Source organism: Pseudomonas sp. LAIL14HWK12:I10 (assembly GCF_900184205.1).
Taxonomy (GTDB): Bacteria; Pseudomonadota; Gammaproteobacteria; order Pseudomonadales; family Pseudomonadaceae; genus Aquipseudomonas; species Aquipseudomonas kermanshahensis.
The window spans coordinates 52,543-69,118 of sequence record NZ_FXWU01000006.1 but is presented as its reverse complement, the minus strand read 5'-3'; the positions used below and the strand labels follow the sequence as shown (position 1 = coordinate 69,118).

Genomic DNA, 16,576 nt, shown 5'->3' with positions numbered 1-16,576 from the left:
GTTACCAAGGCCGCAGGCCGGTCGGCGTGCGCGGTCTCGTAAACCCGCACTTGCCAGCGCTGACGGGTGATGCTGTACGGCACCCCAGCGTGTTCAGTGCCGTCAAGGCCGTAGGTTTCACTGCGCACTTGCGCCCCTTTCAAGGCACAAAGCAGCCAACGCCGGGCTGCACCTTGCGGCGAGTAAGGCACATCGCAGTCACCTTCAAGGCGAGTGAAGCGCACCGGTTGCAAGGGAAAGTCCTCCTCTGCGCTGCGCTGCCCATCAAAGCCCTGTGGCGCGATGCTATCCAGGTCTTCGATGCCACTGAGGAACCAATGGCGTATTTGCGCCGGCGGCGAACGCTCGGCGGCCGTGCCCTGGGCGTCGCTCAGGGTGTCGGTCTGAATCAGTTGCCTGAAACCGCGAAACTCCCGCTCGACAGGGTCCCAGACAGGGCTCTGATAGCGCATGCCACTGACGGTACGCAGGCCACTGATGTCGTCCACAAGGGTCACCTGGGCCAAGGTGTGAACCGGGAACGGCAAGCGACTGATCGCCGCCTTGCCGTCCCCTTGCAGGGCACGCTTTTCATCCAGCCAGCTCTGCGCCGAACTGCGGTAATCGAACAGCGTACGGCCACCGGTGTTGCTGCACACCTCAGCCAGCAACCAGGGGCGTCGGTCATTGAAACGGTACGCCCAGCTAAGGGGAGAGAGGTGCGGCACAGTCAGCACCAGCTCTGCACAACCCTGCCCGCGCAAATCGACCAGTTGCAGCTTACAGCTGGCATCGAGCACGACCCCCTCTGGCGCCGGCACGCAATGGCTTTCGACGAAGCGATTGCCGTTATGGCTGACGAATACCCGGATGCGGTCCGCGTCTACATAAAGGATATCGGTAGTACCACTGCCGTCGGTATCGCCAAGCAATACCCGCGAGGCGTTGAAATGTTCGATGGCAAAACCCGGCATCTGCACAGGGTTCGCCGTGATAGGAAGCGTTGTACACCGGAAGCGTCAGACGCACGACGACGCCAAGTTTCGGCTCGGGCATGTGCTGGGTGTCGTAGTTCAAGATAGAGTCGATCCCCGACACCGCCTTTACCGTCAGCTCCCGGGCGAACAGGGTGTTGAGGCGGGTTACCTGCCCTCTGTGCGCCAGATACTGAGCGCCTTGATCAGTGGCACCGATGATGGCGGTCTTGAGTACATCGGCATCTTTGTAAACCTTGACGGTGTAGTTGCGGGTATTGCCGTTGCCGAACTGGAACTCGATGCGGTGCAGGGCTTCGCTACCCCCATCCCACTCGCTGATGTCGCCCATGGGTGCAGTGGTGTTCAACTGTACCTGCGCCGGCCCTTGTGACAGATCGTACTCCTGGTTGGCCGTTACGGTTTTAAAGCGCGTGCCATCGACGCTGTAGATGCGGCACAACACTTCCTCAGCAGGAACGCTGCCAAGCAGGTGCAGGTGCATTACCCGCGCCGCGCTGCAGTCTCCCCATCGCCTTACCCAGCCTCGCTGCCAGCCGGGTTGCTGGACGATGCCCGCGACCCTCAGCAGGACATGGCCTGGCTTGAGCACGCGCGCCATCGGGTACGCAACCTGGAGGACGGCCATGATTACGTGTCCGGGCTCATCGAAGCGACCCGTACCGATGTGCTGGCGCTGCCAGCGCACGCGATGCCGCAGGGCGGCTTCAGCGTGGAGCATCTGCTGGTACCCGATGGCCCGTTGGAGGGCCTGGATGCTGCCACGCTGTCGGGCTACGACAACAAAGGCCAGCCTGTGCGCACCTGGTTGCCGTACTACCTCGATGACTGGCGCCCTGTAAGCGATGACAGCGGCCACCCCGGGCTGTATGCCGATACCCAGCTGTATGACGCCATGGGGCGCGTTTACCGCGTCCTCACCGCCGCGGGCTGGGAGCGGCGTACCGAGTACTACCCCTGGTTCACGGTAGCGCAGGACGAGAACGACACGGCCTGAGCGCGACCTTGATGGCGCGCGCTACCTGGCGCGCGCCATCCACTCAACCCCATGCAGAATTCAAGAACAGGAGGCACGCGATGCCTGCCCTTTCGGACAACGCTGTCCATCGCAATACCCCTACCGTCACGGTCGTGGACAACCGCGGCCTGGTGGCCCGGACTATCCACTACCACCGCCACCCAGACACGCCGACCCTGACGCAACCTCGGATTACGCGTCAGCAGCATGACGCCAAGGGTTTCATGACCCACAGCAGCGACCCGCGCCTGCACGCCAGCGGCCGGGGTAACTTTGCCTGGCTGACCGACCTGGCCGGCACCCCGGTGTGCATCCAAAGCGCCGACGCCGGCGTGTCGATCAACCTGAGCGACGCAGCAGGGCGCCCGTTGCTGGCCGTATCGCGGATCGCGCTCGATGAACACGGCGAGCACCTGCGCAGTGAAGCGGTCACCCGCACCTGGCATTACGAGAACGCCAACCTGCCAGGGCGCCTGCTGGGCATCAGCGAACAGGCCAATGGCCACGTGGCGTGTCGGCTGGAGCGGCTGATTTATGCCGGCAACAGCGCCGCAGAAAAAGCCCACAATTTGGCGGGCCAGGCAAGCCGGCACTACCACACCGCCGGTTTGCTGCAGACCCATGGCGTTGGCTTGACCGGCGACTCGCATGACTCTGCTCTTTAATGAGAGCACGGAGGGAACCCCTCCAGAAAGACTTACACCTGCGGTTTTGGGCTACACACAGATCGTAAGGGAAGACACCTTCTACCCTCAGGATTACCTGAACCTGCATGCGCACGCAACGTGTGCAGTACCTGCCAGGCCTTGAGCTGCGCAGTACAACCCAGGGCGGCACGCTGATCGAGCAGTTGCAGGTGGTGCTGGTGGGCGAAGCTGGGCACGCCCAGGTGCGGGCCTTGCACTGGGCTGCAGGTAAGCCGCCAGAACTTGCCGACGCGCAATTGCGTTACAGCTACGCCGACCAGCTGGGCAGCGGTTGCCTGGAGGTCGATGGCAGTGGTGCGGTGATCAGCCAAGAGGAGTACTACCCGTACGGCGGCACTGCGGTATGGGCCGCTTGCAGCGAAGTGCAGGGGCGCTACAAGTTCGTTCGTTATTCGGGCAAGGAGCGTGATGCGACAGGGCTGTATTACTACGGGTATCGCTATTACCAGCCTTGGCTGGGGCGGTGGTTGAGCGCGGACCCTGCAGGCACTGTGGATGGCTTGAATTTGTACGCGATGGTGCGTAACAACCCGATGACTTTGGTTGATGAGTTGGGGTTGATGCCTAAGAAAAATGACGACAGAAACAGTTCAGGAGCAAAAGACACGCGGGTTGTCAGCCGAAGGGGTGACGCTGATCCTGCGCCTGTCGCGCCAACCACATCTTCGGCAGAGGGGAGCCGTGACGGTGCTGGTGCGGTGGCCTTATCTTCCCGCCCAGAACTACCTGCTGCAGATAGTCCGGTCGAAGAGGAATGGGAAACCGTACCTACTCGTCAGGGCAGACAGGAAAGAAAGGCGGAAAAAAAGAAGGAGAGTACGGGAAAGGAAGTCAATTTCAAGAGTGAGTTCGCTATTCCCGGCAAACCACTATTTGAACGTCTGGCGCGGGAGCTCCCTTTGAATAGACAAGCGAATATGAGCAGCGTTAAGGCAATAGGCCAAAGGATAAACCCTGATACTGGCCAACGACAGGTTGTTTTCTTGGATCAGGGTAATAAGGATGAGGGATTAAGCCATATCACCTCCAGACACAGAGCCGAATTCGAAGCCGCAGGAATTGAAAAAGGACCAGGCATCATCAGTGCGGTGATGACGGCCTTGATCGACGGCAAGATGGTCGGCATCCAAGGTGCCCAGACAGGTAGAGCCGGCCGACCGATCTATGAGTTTAAATTCAAAGGGAAAAATCAGATCCTCGCGGTTCAGCTCAAAGATGACGGCAGTGTGTTGGGTGCCAATACTAAGGCGCAGGGCGTAAGTTTCAGAGAGAAAGAGGCCTTAGCCTTGGCGCAGTCGCGTAAACGGTAGTGGAGGAGCCATTTCGTGTCGGAAATCTTCTATTTTCAGCACTAAATATGATAGGACGGACGCCTAAAGACGCCTAGAATGATACCCACTTCGGATGTCATGTGAGCAGCGTCCATGGTCGCCCTACAAGATCAACAACAAACACAGCCCCCCGAAGCCGCCTCGCAGATAAAACCTGAACTGCGGGTTGGCTTCGTGCTCCTCAACCAGTTCACCCTGGTCCCGGTCGCCGGCCTGGTCGACTCGTTGCGCTTCGCTGCCGACAAGTCGTTCCGCAGCCAGCAAGTGTATTGCCAATGGGACTGGATGACCCTGGACGACCAGCCGATCACCGCCAGTTGCGGCATGCCCATTTCGCCGACCAAACCGCTCAACCTGTTTGCCCAGTACGACTACATTGTGCTGGCGGGCGGGCTGCTGGGCGAAACGCGTAACCCCCCAGACTGGCTACTCGATGCGCTGCGTGAGGTGTACGCCGCCAATATCCCGATCATCGCCCTGTGTTCAGGTTCGTTCGTGCTGGGTAAGGCCGGCCTGCTCGATGGCCGGCGTTGCGCGTTGCATTTCACCTTGCGCGATGAGTTCAAGGAGCGTTTCCCGCTGTCCACCGCCGTGATCGACAAGAGCTATGTGGATGACCGCGGCATTATCACCTGCCCGGGCGGCACGGCCATCGACCTGGCGGCCAACCTGATTCGCCGGCACTGCGGAGCGGTGCGTGCGCAGAAGGGCTTGGAGTACCTGCTGGTGGACGAGCGTGCCGACGCGCAAGAGGACAAGGCCGCCAGCGAAAGCGTTTACCAGAACGACCGTGTGCAGCGGGCCATTGCCTTCATGCGCGCCAACCTGGATGCCTCGATGACCCTCAAGGCGGTGGCCGAGGCAGTGGGCACGCACCCGCGGCAGTTGCACCGCGAGTTCGTTGCCAACACACAAGAGCCACCGGCCAACTACTGGCGCAAGCTGCGCCTGGACCATGCCCGGCGCTTGCTGGTGAATACCAGCCAGAACATCACCACCATTGCCTTGGCGTGTGGCTTTTCCGATGCATCGCACTTCATCTTGTGGTTCCGCAAGCAGTACGGCGAGACGCCTTACAGCTTTCGCAAACGGCGGCATGAAGTGGAGCGGTTTGACTGGCATGGGGACAAAGTAGGCTTGGACCCGGAGCTGTAGCTGTGTAGCCATCTCCTACCCGTGTAGGCGCTGGCTTGCCTGCGAATGGGCCGCAAAGCGGCCCCGGCGCTATCAAAGCTGACCAAATGCCTGAATTTCGATCCGATACTCAGGCGCCGCCAGCGCAGCCCCTACACACGCCCGCACCGGTGGTTGCTGCCCGACCCAGGCGTCATACACCTCATTCATCGCCGCAAACTCCCCCATGTCAGCCAGCCAGATCTGCACGCGGGTGAGGTTGCCCTTACCTGCGCCAACCTGTGCCAGCCACTGCTCCAGCTGCGCCAGCACGCACCGCGTCTGCGCAGCGATATCGCCCGGCGCAAGGGCGACGATCCCGGAGGTTTCCAGGCGGCCATCCACCAGAACCATCTGGCTGGCCCGTTTGCCGGGGTTGATACGTTCGATCATCCGCGCGCTCCTCAGAACAGTACGTAGGTCTTGCGCAGGGTCTCGCGGATCTCCCACACGCCTTCGCAGTTCTCCGGGAACAGCACCGCATCGCCCGCCCGCAGCTCGACCGGCTCGCCACCGTCGGGGGTAAAGGTGCAGCTGCCGCTGACGATATGGCTGAATTCGCGGTTTTTCAGGAAGCGGCGGAATACCCCGGGGCTGCTTTCCCAGACGCCGATGCTGGCGTCCACCGCTTCATCGGTCTGGTCCTGGGCACTGGCGGCGTGGGCGATCGGTTCGCCGATCGGCAGACGGGCAGGGGCTGGCACACCCAGCGGCGAGGCAGCGGCATTGCGGACAACGGTAAGTACTTGGCTCATGATGTGGCTCCTTCAGGCTTTTCGGGCAACGGTTTTGTAGGACGGTGACGGTGCAGGGGCGGCCCCGCCCAACGCGGCGGCTTGCTGCAGGTCGAGCTTGCTGGTCTCTGGGGCCAGCCACCACGAGATCAGTGCACCGAACAGTGAGATCAACGCGGCGGCGAACATGGTATTGGCAATGCCATAGGTGGCCAGGGAAATAGGCACCAGGTAGGTGCCCACGGCCGCGCCGATACGCGACAGCGAAGTGGCCAGGCCAACGGCAGACGCGCGGATCTCGGTGGGGAACAACTCGTTGGGGTAGACGTACTCCAGCACTTGGGCGCCGCCAATCAACACTGCGTAGGCGCCAAACAGCACCAGCACGGTGGTGGGCGATGCGTCGGGGAACACGCCCAGCAACACCAGCGACATGCCCGACCAGAGGAAGCTGTGGATCAGCATCTTGCGCCGCCCCAGGCGATTGATCAGCTTGGTTGCCAGCAGGCAGCCGAGGGTGAACAGCAGGGTGATGGCGATCGAGCCGTAGGCGGCCCAGTCGCCGGTGAGCTTCAGCGCCTGCAGCACCTTTGGGGCGAACGCGTAAATGGCGAACAGCGGGACGATGGCGCAGGTCCAGAACAGGGTGACGAAGGCCATGCGTTTGCCGTAGCCGGAGTGGAACAGCGACCACACCGACACCGGTTTGCCGCTGACGTGTTCGGGCAGGTCGGCGATGGAGTAATCCGGGCCATAGACGCGTTTGATCACGGCATCCGCCTCGGCAGTGCGGCCCTTGCTCAGCAGCCAACGTGGCGATTCTGGCGTACCGCTACGGGCAATCAGGAACAACGCACCCGGGACCAACGCACTGGCCAATACCCAGCGCCAGCCGTCATCGCCGCCGACGCGCAGCAACAGTTCACCGACCACATAGGCCACGGCGGCCCCGGCGAACCACATCAGTACCATTGCCGCCAGCAGCGGCCCGCGTTGCTTGCGTGGCAGGAACTCGGCCAGCAGCGAGGTAGCGATCGGGTAGTCGGCGCCGACCGCGATACCGATCAACAACCGCCAGGCGAACAATGCCCAGGCCGACTCGACCCAGAACTGCGCCACCGAAAAACCGACAATGGCGATGAGGTCGACCAAGTACAGCACCTTGCGCCCGTATTTGTCGGTGAACCAGCCACCCAGGAAGCCGCCGAGGAACACCCCGATCAGCGCCGAAGCTGCAATCAGCCCCTCCCAGAAGGCCGACAGTTGCAGGGCCTGGGTGATCTGCAGCATGGCCACGCCGATGATGCTCAGCACATAGCCGTCGAGGAACGGGCCACCGGCGGAATAGACCGTCAGTTTGCGGTGGAACGCATTGAGTGGCGCATCTTCGACGGAGCGTTTGGGGACAGACATTGGACTTACCTCTTGTTGTTATTTGACGCACTTGCGTGGCGGCACTATGGCACCGGGTTGCAGGGGTTCCCTATAACGGTTCGGACGGGTCGTGGGATGGCATTGCGAAGTGTGAATGGCACTGTAGGAGCAGCCTTTTGCTGCGAAGAGGCCGGCGACATCAGCCAAGATTTACGGCGTTGTCACCGGCCTCTTCGCAGCGCAAGGCTGCGCCTACCGCGACCGAGTCAACAGCGCATCCAGCACCACTTCGCAGGCCGCGCCCCAGCTGGCACTTACCGGTTGATGCATCAACACGGCCAGCCCATCGGCGGTAAAGGTGCCCGGCGTGGCAATCGCTTGCCCCAGGGCCTTGAGCGTGTGTTCGGGTTGGCGCTGGGCACTGCTCACACAGTCGTGCAGGTTGCCCAGTACCAAAGCGCGTGCGTCGGTTGCGGGCAGGCCTTTGTCGGTCAGCCACTGCTGCAGGTCGTGCAAAAGGAAGTAGAACCAGCCATTCATGCACGCGGCCACCGTGGCCAGCTCGAACGCCGCTTCATCCTGCAATACCACCAGGTTGCCCAGCCCGGCCAGGCATCGCTCAGCGGGGGGATCCGGGGGGTAGACCACTACTGTGGACTGGTTGTGTTGCGCGGCATAAGACAGCATCACGCGCACGCAGTGAGCGGCGGGGAAGGCGGCTTGCAGCTGTTGCAGGTTCACACCTGCTGCCAACGACAGCAGGCGTTGCCCGGGGTGCAGGCGTACCTCGCCGGCCAGGTGTGCCAGTGATTCCGGGCGCACGCCCAGCATCAGCACCTCGGCCTGATCGACTACCGCCTGATTGCTCGGCAGTACCTGACAACCGTGTGTGTGGGCCAGTGTTTCGGCGCGTTGGGCGTTGCGTGGCGACAGCAGGATCGCGCCGTCGAAACCACCGCGGCGCAGGCCGATAACGACTTTTTCGGTCAGCTCGCCGACCCCGAGGATGCCCAGGCTATGCATGATGCCTCCTTGTCAGCTTTCCAGGCCGGCGCGGCGCTGGCCCCAGTGCAGGTTCAGGTTGACGCCCAGGCCCAGCAGCGGCTCCGGCGGGTTGCGGTTGGGCCCGGCCGAGCCCAGCAGGAAGTCGATCAGCTCGTCACGCTCGCCACTCAGCCAGTCGGCCAACAGGGTCCCGGTGGCAGTGCCCCGTGTAATTCCCAGGCCGTTGCAGCACAGCGCCGCATGGACATTGGGTGCCAGCGTGCCGAAGTGCGATTGGTGGTTGCGCGACAGGCACATCGAACCGCCCCAGGTGAATTCGAACGGCGTACCCGCGAGCATCGGGAACCGCCGCTCGAACGACGCCCGGTGCTGTCGCCCGGCGCGTTGCAGGTGGCGCTGGTTGGCGCGCCCATCGGCGTTGAAACTGAAGCTGTTGCGCACCAGCAGGCGCTGGTCCGGGGTGCGTCGCAGGGTGCTGCCAAACGGGTCGGCGGGGATGATGCCCCAGGTCGCCTTGCCACCCAGGCGTGCTTGTTCGTCTTCGCTCAGGGGCCGGGTCATGCTGGCGTAGGTGAAAATCGGCAGCAGCCGCCCCGGCAGGAAGCCGAAGTACGAGGCGAAGGCGTTGTTGGTTAGCAGCAACTGCTCGGCAACGATCTCGCCATGGGCATGCGTGAGGGTGATGCGCGTGCCCTGTTCGATGCGGGTGATGGTGGTGTGTTCGTACAGCGTCACGTTGCTGGGCAGGCTGTCTGCCAGGCCTTTGGCCAAGGCGGCCGGCTGCAGTAATTGGGTGCCTGGGGTGTACAACGCTTTGCGGTAGAACGCGGTGCCGAAGTGCTCGGGCAGGTCACGGGCATCGATCATCTGGTAAGGCTGGCCGAGTTTCTCCAGGCCGCTGCGGTACGCTTCGAGCACCGCCAACCCCTTGTCTTCGACCGCCGCCTGGTACTTGCCGTCCGGGCGGATCTGGCAGTCGATGCCATGCTGCTGGATCAGCGTGTGCAGTATCGACTGCGCGCGCAGGTTGAGCTTGAGGTTCATCCGCGCCGTGGCCAGTTCACCGATGTAGTCCGGTGCGCCGATGTCATGGGGCAGGTCGATGGCAAAGCCCGAGTTGCGCCCCGAGGCGCCAAAGCCGACTTCCTGGGCTTCGAGCAGGATCACCTCGTCATCCGGGTGATGCAGCGCCAGCTGCCGCGCGGCGGCAAGGCCGGTGAAGCCAGCACCGAGTACCACCCAGCGCGCTTCGCTCCGCCCCCGGTGCGCGGCACGTGGCTGGCGCATGGAGCTGAGGTGGAACCAGCCGCAACCGTTGTCGTCCGCGGGGGTAGAGGTGTTTCTGTACATGGGTTTTATCCGTGTTGTTTTCTTCACTGTCGCATGGCCCGGGCGGGGGGCATATAACGGGAATGACGGGTCGTGGGAGGTTTTGAATTGACCGCGACAAGCCCTGCGTGATTTGCTCGGTTTGCCGGTGACTGGCCCGAGCAAAAGCCCCGGCACTTAACGATCATTCAAAGGAAACTGAAGGTCTGCCATGTCCGAATACACGCTCCACTGCTTCGCCGAATCCGGCAATGCCTACAAAGCCGCCCTCATGCTCGAACTCACCGGCCAGCCTTGGCAGCCGGTGTTCGTCGACTTTTTCAACGGCCAAACCCGCGAGCAGGCCTGGCGCGATGAAGTGAACGAGCAGGGCGAGGTGCCGGTGCTCGAACACGCGGGCAAGTCGTTCACCCAATCGGCCTTGATCCTGGAATACCTCGCTGAGCAAACCGGCCAGTTTGGCCCACGCGATGAGGACGAAAAGCGCGAGATCTGGCGCTGGATGCTGTTCGACAACCACAAGTTCACCAGCTACTACGCGGCGCTGCGGTTTATCTATTGCCTGAAACAGATGGGCGAAACCGATGTGACCAAGTTTTTGCGTGATCGCGCCACGGCGGCCTATCGCATCGTTGATGCACATTTGGCGAAGACGCCGTTCATGGTCGGCGGGCGCTTGACCATCGCCGACCTGTCGTTGGCGGGGTATGTGTTCATGCCTGAAGACACGGGTATCGCGCTGGACGAATTCGTTCATATCGAGGCCTGGAAAGCGCGGATCAAGAGCACGCCAGGCTGGAAGCACCCCTATGACCTGATGCCGCGGACAGCGCCTGTTCAAGCGCCATTCGGATGACTGGTCGTGACAAGCGCTAGCGCGTGACTACGCTCAGGACGTAAGACACATTCTGCAACAACTGGCCAGTTGGCCCTGATGGATCTCGCTCACCCGCTGCAGATGGAAGGCCGCACTGGTTTGCAGGTCGCCCCATGGGGGGGGCCGGAACTCACGGGGTGTCATGTGCAACCCCCGTGCTACTCCAAGCGGAGGCTCTACATGCTCAAAAAATGCTTGTTGGCTTTGGCAATCGGCGCGGTTTTGTCAGCGTCGGCCGTGTTGGTGCCTGACTCCATTGGCGGTGCGTCCAGCGCGTATGCGAAGGATGGCGGTGGTGGAGGTGGCGGTGGTCATGGTGGCGGCGGTGGCGGCGGTGGTCATGGCGGCGGTGGGGGTGGTAGCGGTGGTGGAGGTGGCGGCGGTGGCGGTGGTCACGGCGGCGGCAGCGGTGGTGGAGGTGGTCATGGTGGTGGCAGTGGAGGCGGCGGCAGTGGCGGTGGTGGAGGCCACGGCGGCAGTGGGAGCGGACACAGCGGCGATGGCGGCGGACATGCCAGCTCAGGCCGTGGTGAAAGTGGACGCAATGGCGCCGATGATGGTGCCAACCATGAGGCCAACCATGAGGCCAACCATGAGGCCAACCACGAAGCGAATCACGAAGCGAATCACAGTGTTGGCGAGGCCCACGGTGTAGGGCATGGCGCCGATGATGGGGCCGATCATGATGTCGGCGATGATCATGGCGGTGACCGCACCTAGCATTTGAGTGGCCCGTACCGGCCTTTTCGCGGGTAAACCCGCTCCCACAGGATCTTCACTGGCCTTGAAAGCAGTGGAATACCTGTGGGAGCGGGCTTGCCCGCGAAGAGGCCGGTACAGGCACTGCACATTTCAAATCGACAACCGCACCACCCGGTTATCCAGAACTTGCGATGCTTGCCCCCGCCTTTTGTTCACCACCAACTCGCCAATCGCAATCAGCCGGGTCCGGGTGATGTTGCGCGACAGCCCCAGCAACTGCGCGGTATGCACCTGGTTGTAATGGCAAAAACGGTACGCCGAGCGCAGCAGGGCATTTTCGACCTTCTCGTACAGCCCCCCAGGCTGCTCCTCGTACAATTGGCTAAACGCCCGCTGCAGCAGTTCTTCCACGGCATTGCTGGCAGGCTCCTCCTGCCGTTCGATACGCAGGTTGGACAGCCGCAAATCCTGCGCCTGGATCACCCCGTCAGCACAGGTCAACAAGCTGTGGTGAATGACGTTTTCCAACTCACGGATATTGCCCGGCCACGCATAGTCAACCAGCTTGGCCTGGGCCGTCGGGTTCAGTTCCACCGGCCCGTAGCCCAGCCGGTCGCTGTAGCTACGAATGAAATGCCGCGCCAATGGCAGGATGTCACCTGGCCGGTCACGCAGCGGGTGCAACTGCAAGGTCACCACGTTCAGCCGGTAATACAAGTCTTCGCGAAAATGCCCGGCATTGATGGCCTTCTCCAGCTGCACGTTGGTCGCCGCCAGCACCCGCACATTGATCGGGATGCTTTTGCGTGAACCCAGCCGCACCACTTCGCGCTCCTGCAACACCCGCAGCAGCTTGACCTGGATCGGCAAGGGCAGGTCGCCGATCTCATCGAGGAACAGCGTGCCGCCGTCAGCCTCCTCGAACCAGCCGGCCTTGGCCGCCAGGGCGCCGGTGAAGGCGCCTTTTTCATGGCCGAACAGTTCGGCCTCCACCAGCGACTCGGAAAACGCCCCGCAATTGACCGCGACGAATGGGCCGTTACGCCGGCCGCTGAGGTTGTGAATATGGCGTGCGACCAGCTCCTTACCCGTGCCGGTTTCGCCGATGATCAGCACGCTCGCCTCACTCGGCGCGACCTGTTGCAGGTGGGCGAGCAGCGCCTGTGACCTGGGGTCTTCGAAAACCTGCGCGGTCGCCCTGATCGAGGTGGCCAGTGTCGGGGACGGGGGGAGGGTCAGCAGTTGCATGGGCAATCCTCAGGAGTAGAAGGATGGGTCAGGGCGCTTGCCGTTGAGGGCCCACTCGCCCAATTCATGGATGCGGTAGTCCACGGGGTCGTGCAGGGTCTGTGTCCTCAGGTTGCGCCAGTGGCGGTCGAAGCGCAGCGAGGCGTGGGTAGCGCGGGCACCGGTGACCTCGAACAGCCGGTTGCAGATATCCAGGCCATGGCGGCTGGCGGCAACCTTGGCGGTGCCGATGGCCAGGGCCAGGTCGCCGCGTTCCTCTGCGCTCAAGACATGCTCCTTGGCCCAGGCGCTATCGAGCTGGCGGGCAGCGCGTTCGATCAGCAAACGGACGCTTTCCAGGCCGACCCAGAACTCGCCGTAATGGCGCAGCACATAAGGGTCTTCGGCAGTGGTGGTGGCGTTTGAGCGGAACCACGGCCGGCTTTCCTTGAGGGTGTACTGGCGGGCTTCCTCGTACGCGCCTTCGGCGATACCCAGGAACAGGTTGGCGAAGTGCAGCTGCGCGATCAGCGGGCGCAAGGCGGCGAAGGGCGTGCTCAGCGGCCCTGGGTCGAGCAGCAGTTCAGCGTGCTCGACCCGCACCCGTTCAAACGTGGCGCTGCCGCTGTCGGTCTGGCGTTGGCCGATGTTGTGCCAGTCGCTGTGCAGGCTGATACCGGTACGGCCACTGGGGATCGCGGCGATCAGCAGTTTGCCGCCCGCGCGTTCGTCCACGGCGGAGGCGATCAGCATTTCCGAGTCGCTGGCACCGGAGCAGAAGCTCTTCTTGCCAGAGAATTCGCACCAACCGTCGAAGTGCTTGACCACGGTGCGTGTGTCCAGCGGGTTGAGGGCGTTACCCCAAAACCACTGCTTGCGTGCAGTCTGCTCGAACCACGGCTGCCATTGGTCTGGGCGCGAAAACAGGCGCACGGTGGCCAGCATCAGGTGATGGAAACCGAAGACGTGGGCAATGGAGCTGTCGACCCGGGCGAACTCGCGCACCACTTCGAAAGTATCGAACCAGCTCGCGCCTTGGCCACCGAACGCTTGTGGGATAGCCAGCGACAACAGGCCGCTGCCACGTAGCGCGTCGCGCTCAACCTTGGGCGTGCCGCCGCGCTCGTCACGCTCTACGGCGGTCTGGGCGAACTGCCCAGCCAACTCGCGGGCGATGGCCAGGGCAGGGCGTGGTGCTGTGTTTACCAGTGCATTCATGGCCGCTCCTCAGGCGCTTTTGCGCAGCGCGTGGTGGGCGCCGAACAGTGGCACGGCACGTTCGGCGGCCAGGCGGATACGCGCGGCGAGGGCCTCGCTGGAAACGCGGTAGTCGGCCAGTTCCGCTTGGCTGGCAAACACACCAATCGGCAGTGTCAGGGCCTGCAGGAAGCTGAACAGCGGGCGCAACTGGTGATCGAGCACCAGCGCGTGGCGCTCACTGCCCCCAGTGGCGGCGAGCAGCACTGGGGTGTCGACCAGGGCGTCCTGGCCAATAAGGTCGAACAGATGCTTGAAGTGGCCGGTAAAGCTGCCGCGGTACACCGGCGTGGTCACCACCAGCAGGTCGGCCTTTTCCACCAGCCGCAGTTGCTGCTCCACCGCCTCGGGCAGCTCGCTGCGCCACAGGGCACTGCCCAACGGGCGGGCAATGTCACCCAGGTCGATGAGGTGAGGCTTGATGTTCAGGTGTTCGGCCAGTTCCGCGAGGATCGCCTCGGTCAGGGCCAAGGTGCGCGAAGGGCGGGTAGTACCGCCAGACAGGGCTACGACATTCAGTGGGGTGCTCATGGGCAAGTCTCCGGTTCGGGTTGAGCGGGGGACTTTGCTGGAGCAATCGTCGTGCCGTTTATAAAACGTATTTTAGATCAACGGGTTACGCGTTTTAGCGCCCGGGGCGATGTTGCCGTGCGGGCGCTGGCTGTTGATCGGGTGTTGCGCTGCAGACAGTTGGCCGGGTGTTGGCGGCTGTACAGTTGGGAGTGTTATAGAGGAATTTGGGTGCGGCTAAAAAAGAATAAGAACTTATATTCTTATTCCGCTGACCAGTCGGCGCGCGCGAAGCTCGATTTCCTAGGCGCTGCAAATCCCATGGCGAACCCCTAGCAACCCATCGCCACATCCACCCCTAACCGTGCGGCACTGCCTTGGTCGCCGTATTGCCCGCATATTCAGGCTTCAAGTGCCCCTGCTCATCCAGCAGGTACGCATCCATCACCTCGCGCACCACCGGCCCTGCCACACGCCCGCCCGCTTCGCCGTTCTCGATCATCACCGCCACCACCACGCTTGGGTGATCGGCCGGTGCGAAACCGACGAACAGGGCGTTGTCGCGGTGCCGTTCCAGGGTCTTGTTGCGGTTGTAACGCTCGCCTTGCTTGATCGCCACCACCTGCGCCGTGCCGCTCTTGCCGGCGATGCGGTACTGGGCGCCGGCTGCCGAGGCGCGGGCGATGCCGCGGGGGTCGTGCATGACCATCTGCATGCCTTGGCTGACCTGGTCCCAGGCGCGTTTGTCATGCAGCACGATGTCGGGCATCGGGTTGGGGTCGACCGGGGTCTCGCCACCCACTGTCATGGCCAGGTGCGGGCGGTGCCATACACCCTTGCTCGCCAGCAGGCTGGTGGCCTGGGCCAATTGCAGCGGGGTGACCTGCATGTAGCCCTGGCCGATCCCCAGGATCAACGTCTCGCCCGGGAACCAGGCCTGGCGGCGCGTGGCGCGCTTCCATTCGGCGGAAGGCATCAGCCCGGACGCTTCCTCGAACATGTCCAGCGACACTTTCTGCCCCAGACCGAATTCGGCCATGTAGTCGTGCAGGCGCTCGATCCCCAGCTTGTGCGCGAGGTCGTAGAAGTAGGTGTCGTTGGACCGCATGATGGCGGTGTACATGTCTACCCAGCCGTCACCGCTGCGGTTCCAGTTGCGGTATTTGTGTTCGTAGTTGGGCAGCTCGTAGTAGCCCGGGTCGAACACCCGGCTGCCGGGGGTGATCACGCCACTGTCCAGGCCGGCGATGGCCACTTCCGGCTTGACCGTCGAGCCCGGCGCATACAAACCGCGCAGCACGCGGTTGAACAGCGGCCGGTCGATGGAATCGCGCAGGGCGGCGTACTGCTTGAAGCTGATGCCTTTGACGAACAGGTTGGGGTCGAAGCTTGGGTTGCTGACCATCGCTAGCACGTCGCCATTGGCAGGGTCCAGCACCACCACCGAACCGCGGCGGTCGCCCAGGGCCTTTTCGGCCGCCAGTTGCAAGTGGCTGTCCAGGCTCAGGATGATGTCCTTGCCGGGGATCGGGGCCTTGTGGTTGAGCACGCGCATGACCCGGCCCTGGGCGTTGGTCTCGACTTCTTCATAGCCCACCTGGCCGTGCAGCTGGCGTTCGTAGAAGTGCTCGATACCGGTCTTGCCGATCGACTGCGTGCCGCGATACTCGGTGCTGTCGAGGGTCTTGGCTTCTTTCTCGTTGATGCGCCCAACATAACCCACCGAATGGGCGAAATGCTCGGCCAGTGGGTATTCGCGGATGAACTGCGGTTCTACTTCAAGGCCGGGCAGGCGGAACTGGTTGACCGCAACCAGGGCGATCTGTTCTTCGTTCAGGCCGACCATCAGAGTGACCGGCTCGAAGGGTTTGCGGCCGCGGCGCAGGTCCTTGTCGAACTGCCGGCGGTCATCCTCCGAAAGGCTCAACACCTGCGCCAGGGTATCCAGCACTTTGGCTGAGTCGCCGGCCCGCTCACGGGTCATGGTCAGGTCGAAACTGGGCTTGTTGTCGGCCAGCACCACACCGTTGCGGTCATAGATCAGCCCGCGCTCAGGGGCGATGGGCAGCACGTGTACGCGGTTGTTTTCCGACACGGCGCTCTGCTGGTCATGTTGCAGCACCTGCAGCACATAAAGGCGGCCCACGAGGACGGCGACCAGGGTGAAGACCAGGGTGGCGCAGGCGATCAGCCGGCGGTTGACCAGGTGCTTTTCCTTTTCGTGGTCCTTGAGGGGGATGGGCTGCGGCATGGGTGGCTCTGTGGGGTGGCGGTGTGGCCGGGCGGCGGCCCCGGGGCCGGCGATGCTACGCAACCCCTCCCTTTCGCTCAAGGCAGGGGGCCTTGGGCCGGGGGCGG

Annotated in this window: 16 protein-coding genes and 1 pseudogene; 6 read left to right on the top strand and 11 right to left on the bottom strand. The window is 62.9% G+C overall.

Annotated features, from left to right (window positions below; all coding sequences use genetic code 11):
- Positions 1–14: 14 nt before the first annotated feature.
- Both QOS90_RS27640 and QOS90_RS14980 read right to left on the bottom strand, forming a co-directional pair.
- A pseudogene (locus QOS90_RS27640) lies at positions 15–779 on the bottom strand (toxin TcdB middle/N-terminal domain-containing protein); the annotation flags it as partial.
- 49 nt (positions 780–828) lie between these two features.
- Positions 829–1,458: a hypothetical protein gene (locus QOS90_RS14980; RefSeq protein WP_256577407.1), complete on the bottom strand. Its 630-nt coding sequence runs from the start codon at positions 1,456–1,458 to the stop codon at positions 829–831.
- Between QOS90_RS14980 and QOS90_RS14975 the strand changes: the two genes are divergently transcribed.
- The 4 genes from QOS90_RS14975 (at position 1,453) to QOS90_RS14960 (ending at position 5,185) form a co-directional block, all read left to right on the top strand.
- Entirely contained in the window at positions 1,453–1,971 is a 519-nt protein-coding gene (locus tag QOS90_RS14975; RefSeq protein ID WP_143491070.1) for a toxin TcdB middle/C-terminal domain-containing protein, read from the top strand. The two genes, QOS90_RS14980 and QOS90_RS14975, sit on opposite strands and share 6 nt — an antisense overlap.
- Positions 1,972–2,051: 80 nt before the next feature.
- On the top strand, positions 2,052–2,657 hold the full coding sequence (locus QOS90_RS14970; protein ID WP_085273323.1) for an RHS repeat protein: 606 nt from the start codon (positions 2,052–2,054) through the stop codon (positions 2,655–2,657).
- 107 nt (positions 2,658–2,764) lie between these two features.
- On the top strand, positions 2,765–4,009 hold the full coding sequence (locus tag QOS90_RS27510; protein ID WP_085273324.1) for an RHS repeat domain-containing protein: 1,245 nt from the start codon (positions 2,765–2,767) through the stop codon (positions 4,007–4,009).
- Between the two features lie 114 nt (positions 4,010–4,123).
- Positions 4,124–5,185, top strand: a complete 1,062-nt coding sequence (locus QOS90_RS14960) for a GlxA family transcriptional regulator (RefSeq protein WP_085273325.1) — start codon at positions 4,124–4,126, stop codon at positions 5,183–5,185.
- Positions 5,186–5,257: 72 nt separating this feature from the next.
- On the opposite strand, the gene QOS90_RS14955 is transcribed toward QOS90_RS14960, so the two are convergent.
- From QOS90_RS14955 to QOS90_RS14935, 5 genes are all read right to left on the bottom strand, one after another.
- Positions 5,258–5,596 (bottom strand): RidA family protein, encoded by a 339-nt coding sequence (locus tag QOS90_RS14955; protein WP_027593698.1) that lies wholly within the window; start codon positions 5,594–5,596, stop codon positions 5,258–5,260.
- An 11-nt stretch (positions 5,597–5,607) separates the two neighbouring features.
- Positions 5,608–5,958 (bottom strand): cupin domain-containing protein, encoded by a 351-nt coding sequence (locus QOS90_RS14950; RefSeq protein WP_085273326.1) that lies wholly within the window; start codon positions 5,956–5,958, stop codon positions 5,608–5,610.
- Between the two features lie 12 nt (positions 5,959–5,970).
- Positions 5,971–7,350 (bottom strand): MFS transporter, encoded by a 1,380-nt coding sequence (locus tag QOS90_RS14945; RefSeq protein WP_027593696.1) that lies wholly within the window; start codon positions 7,348–7,350, stop codon positions 5,971–5,973.
- 213 nt (positions 7,351–7,563) lie between these two features.
- Entirely contained in the window at positions 7,564–8,334 is a 771-nt protein-coding gene (locus QOS90_RS14940) for an NAD(P)-binding domain-containing protein (RefSeq protein ID WP_085273327.1), read from the bottom strand.
- Between the two features lie 12 nt (positions 8,335–8,346).
- The gene (locus QOS90_RS14935; RefSeq protein WP_085273328.1) at positions 8,347–9,666 is read right to left on the bottom strand and encodes an NAD(P)/FAD-dependent oxidoreductase; all 1,320 of its coding nucleotides are present in this window, start codon (positions 9,664–9,666) and stop codon (positions 8,347–8,349) included.
- Positions 9,667–9,856: 190 nt separating this feature from the next.
- Between QOS90_RS14935 and QOS90_RS14930 the strand changes: the two genes are divergently transcribed.
- Both QOS90_RS14930 and QOS90_RS14925 read left to right on the top strand, forming a co-directional pair.
- On the top strand, positions 9,857–10,501 hold the full coding sequence (locus tag QOS90_RS14930) for a glutathione S-transferase family protein (RefSeq protein WP_085273329.1): 645 nt from the start codon (positions 9,857–9,859) through the stop codon (positions 10,499–10,501).
- 201 nt (positions 10,502–10,702) lie between these two features.
- A complete protein-coding gene (locus QOS90_RS14925) occupies positions 10,703–11,242 on the top strand; it encodes a hypothetical protein (RefSeq protein ID WP_256214984.1) in 540 nt (179 codons plus the stop codon).
- Between the two features lie 132 nt (positions 11,243–11,374).
- On the opposite strand, the gene sfnR is transcribed toward QOS90_RS14925, so the two are convergent.
- The 4 genes from sfnR to mrdA all read right to left on the bottom strand — a co-directional run bounded on the left by sfnR (position 11,375) and on the right by mrdA (position 16,469).
- Entirely contained in the window at positions 11,375–12,472 is a 1,098-nt protein-coding gene (gene sfnR / locus QOS90_RS14920) for a sigma54-dependent transcriptional activator SfnR (RefSeq protein WP_085273331.1), read from the bottom strand.
- A gap of 9 nt (positions 12,473–12,481) precedes the next feature.
- A complete protein-coding gene (locus tag QOS90_RS14915; protein ID WP_085273332.1) occupies positions 12,482–13,669 on the bottom strand; it encodes an acyl-CoA dehydrogenase family protein in 1,188 nt (395 codons plus the stop codon).
- Between the two features lie 9 nt (positions 13,670–13,678).
- Positions 13,679–14,239 carry an FMN reductase gene (msuE, locus tag QOS90_RS14910; protein WP_085273333.1) on the bottom strand — a complete coding sequence of 187 codons (561 nt, stop codon included), beginning with the start codon at positions 14,237–14,239 and terminating at the stop codon, positions 13,679–13,681.
- Positions 14,240–14,576: 337 nt separating this feature from the next.
- Positions 14,577–16,469, bottom strand: coding sequence for a penicillin-binding protein 2 (gene mrdA / locus QOS90_RS14905; protein WP_085273334.1), 1,893 nt, complete (start codon positions 16,467–16,469; stop codon positions 14,577–14,579).
- Positions 16,470–16,576: the final 107 nt, after the last annotated feature.

What these genes read in the sequence shown, in the direction of transcription:
- QOS90_RS14930 (WP_085273329.1), top strand. Translation starts at nt 9,857, where the DNA reads ATGTCCGAATACACGCTCCACTGCTTCGCCGAATCCGGCAATGCCTAC.
- QOS90_RS14945 (WP_027593696.1), bottom strand. Translation starts at nt 7,350, where the DNA reads ATGTCTGTCCCCAAACGCTCCGTCGAAGATGCGCCACTCAATGCGTTC.
- QOS90_RS14980 (WP_256577407.1), bottom strand. Translation starts at nt 1,458, where the DNA reads ATGCACCTGCACCTGCTTGGCAGCGTTCCTGCTGAGGAAGTGTTGTGC.
- QOS90_RS14925 (WP_256214984.1), top strand. Translation starts at nt 10,703, where the DNA reads ATGCTCAAAAAATGCTTGTTGGCTTTGGCAATCGGCGCGGTTTTGTCA.
- QOS90_RS14950 (WP_085273326.1), bottom strand. Translation starts at nt 5,958, where the DNA reads ATGAGCCAAGTACTTACCGTTGTCCGCAATGCCGCTGCCTCGCCGCTG.
- QOS90_RS27510 (WP_085273324.1), top strand. Translation starts at nt 2,765, where the DNA reads ATGCGCACGCAACGTGTGCAGTACCTGCCAGGCCTTGAGCTGCGCAGT.
- QOS90_RS14935 (WP_085273328.1), bottom strand. Translation starts at nt 9,666, where the DNA reads ATGTACAGAAACACCTCTACCCCCGCGGACGACAACGGTTGCGGCTGG.
- QOS90_RS14960 (WP_085273325.1), top strand. Translation starts at nt 4,124, where the DNA reads ATGGTCGCCCTACAAGATCAACAACAAACACAGCCCCCCGAAGCCGCC.
- QOS90_RS14940 (WP_085273327.1), bottom strand. Translation starts at nt 8,334, where the DNA reads ATGCATAGCCTGGGCATCCTCGGGGTCGGCGAGCTGACCGAAAAAGTC.
- QOS90_RS14955 (WP_027593698.1), bottom strand. Translation starts at nt 5,596, where the DNA reads ATGATCGAACGTATCAACCCCGGCAAACGGGCCAGCCAGATGGTTCTG.
- msuE (WP_085273333.1), bottom strand. Translation starts at nt 14,239, where the DNA reads ATGAGCACCCCACTGAATGTCGTAGCCCTGTCTGGCGGTACTACCCGC.
- sfnR (WP_085273331.1), bottom strand. Translation starts at nt 12,472, where the DNA reads ATGCAACTGCTGACCCTCCCCCCGTCCCCGACACTGGCCACCTCGATC.
- QOS90_RS14970 (WP_085273323.1), top strand. Translation starts at nt 2,052, where the DNA reads ATGCCTGCCCTTTCGGACAACGCTGTCCATCGCAATACCCCTACCGTC.
- QOS90_RS14915 (WP_085273332.1), bottom strand. Translation starts at nt 13,669, where the DNA reads ATGAATGCACTGGTAAACACAGCACCACGCCCTGCCCTGGCCATCGCC.
- mrdA (WP_085273334.1), bottom strand. Translation starts at nt 16,469, where the DNA reads ATGCCGCAGCCCATCCCCCTCAAGGACCACGAAAAGGAAAAGCACCTG.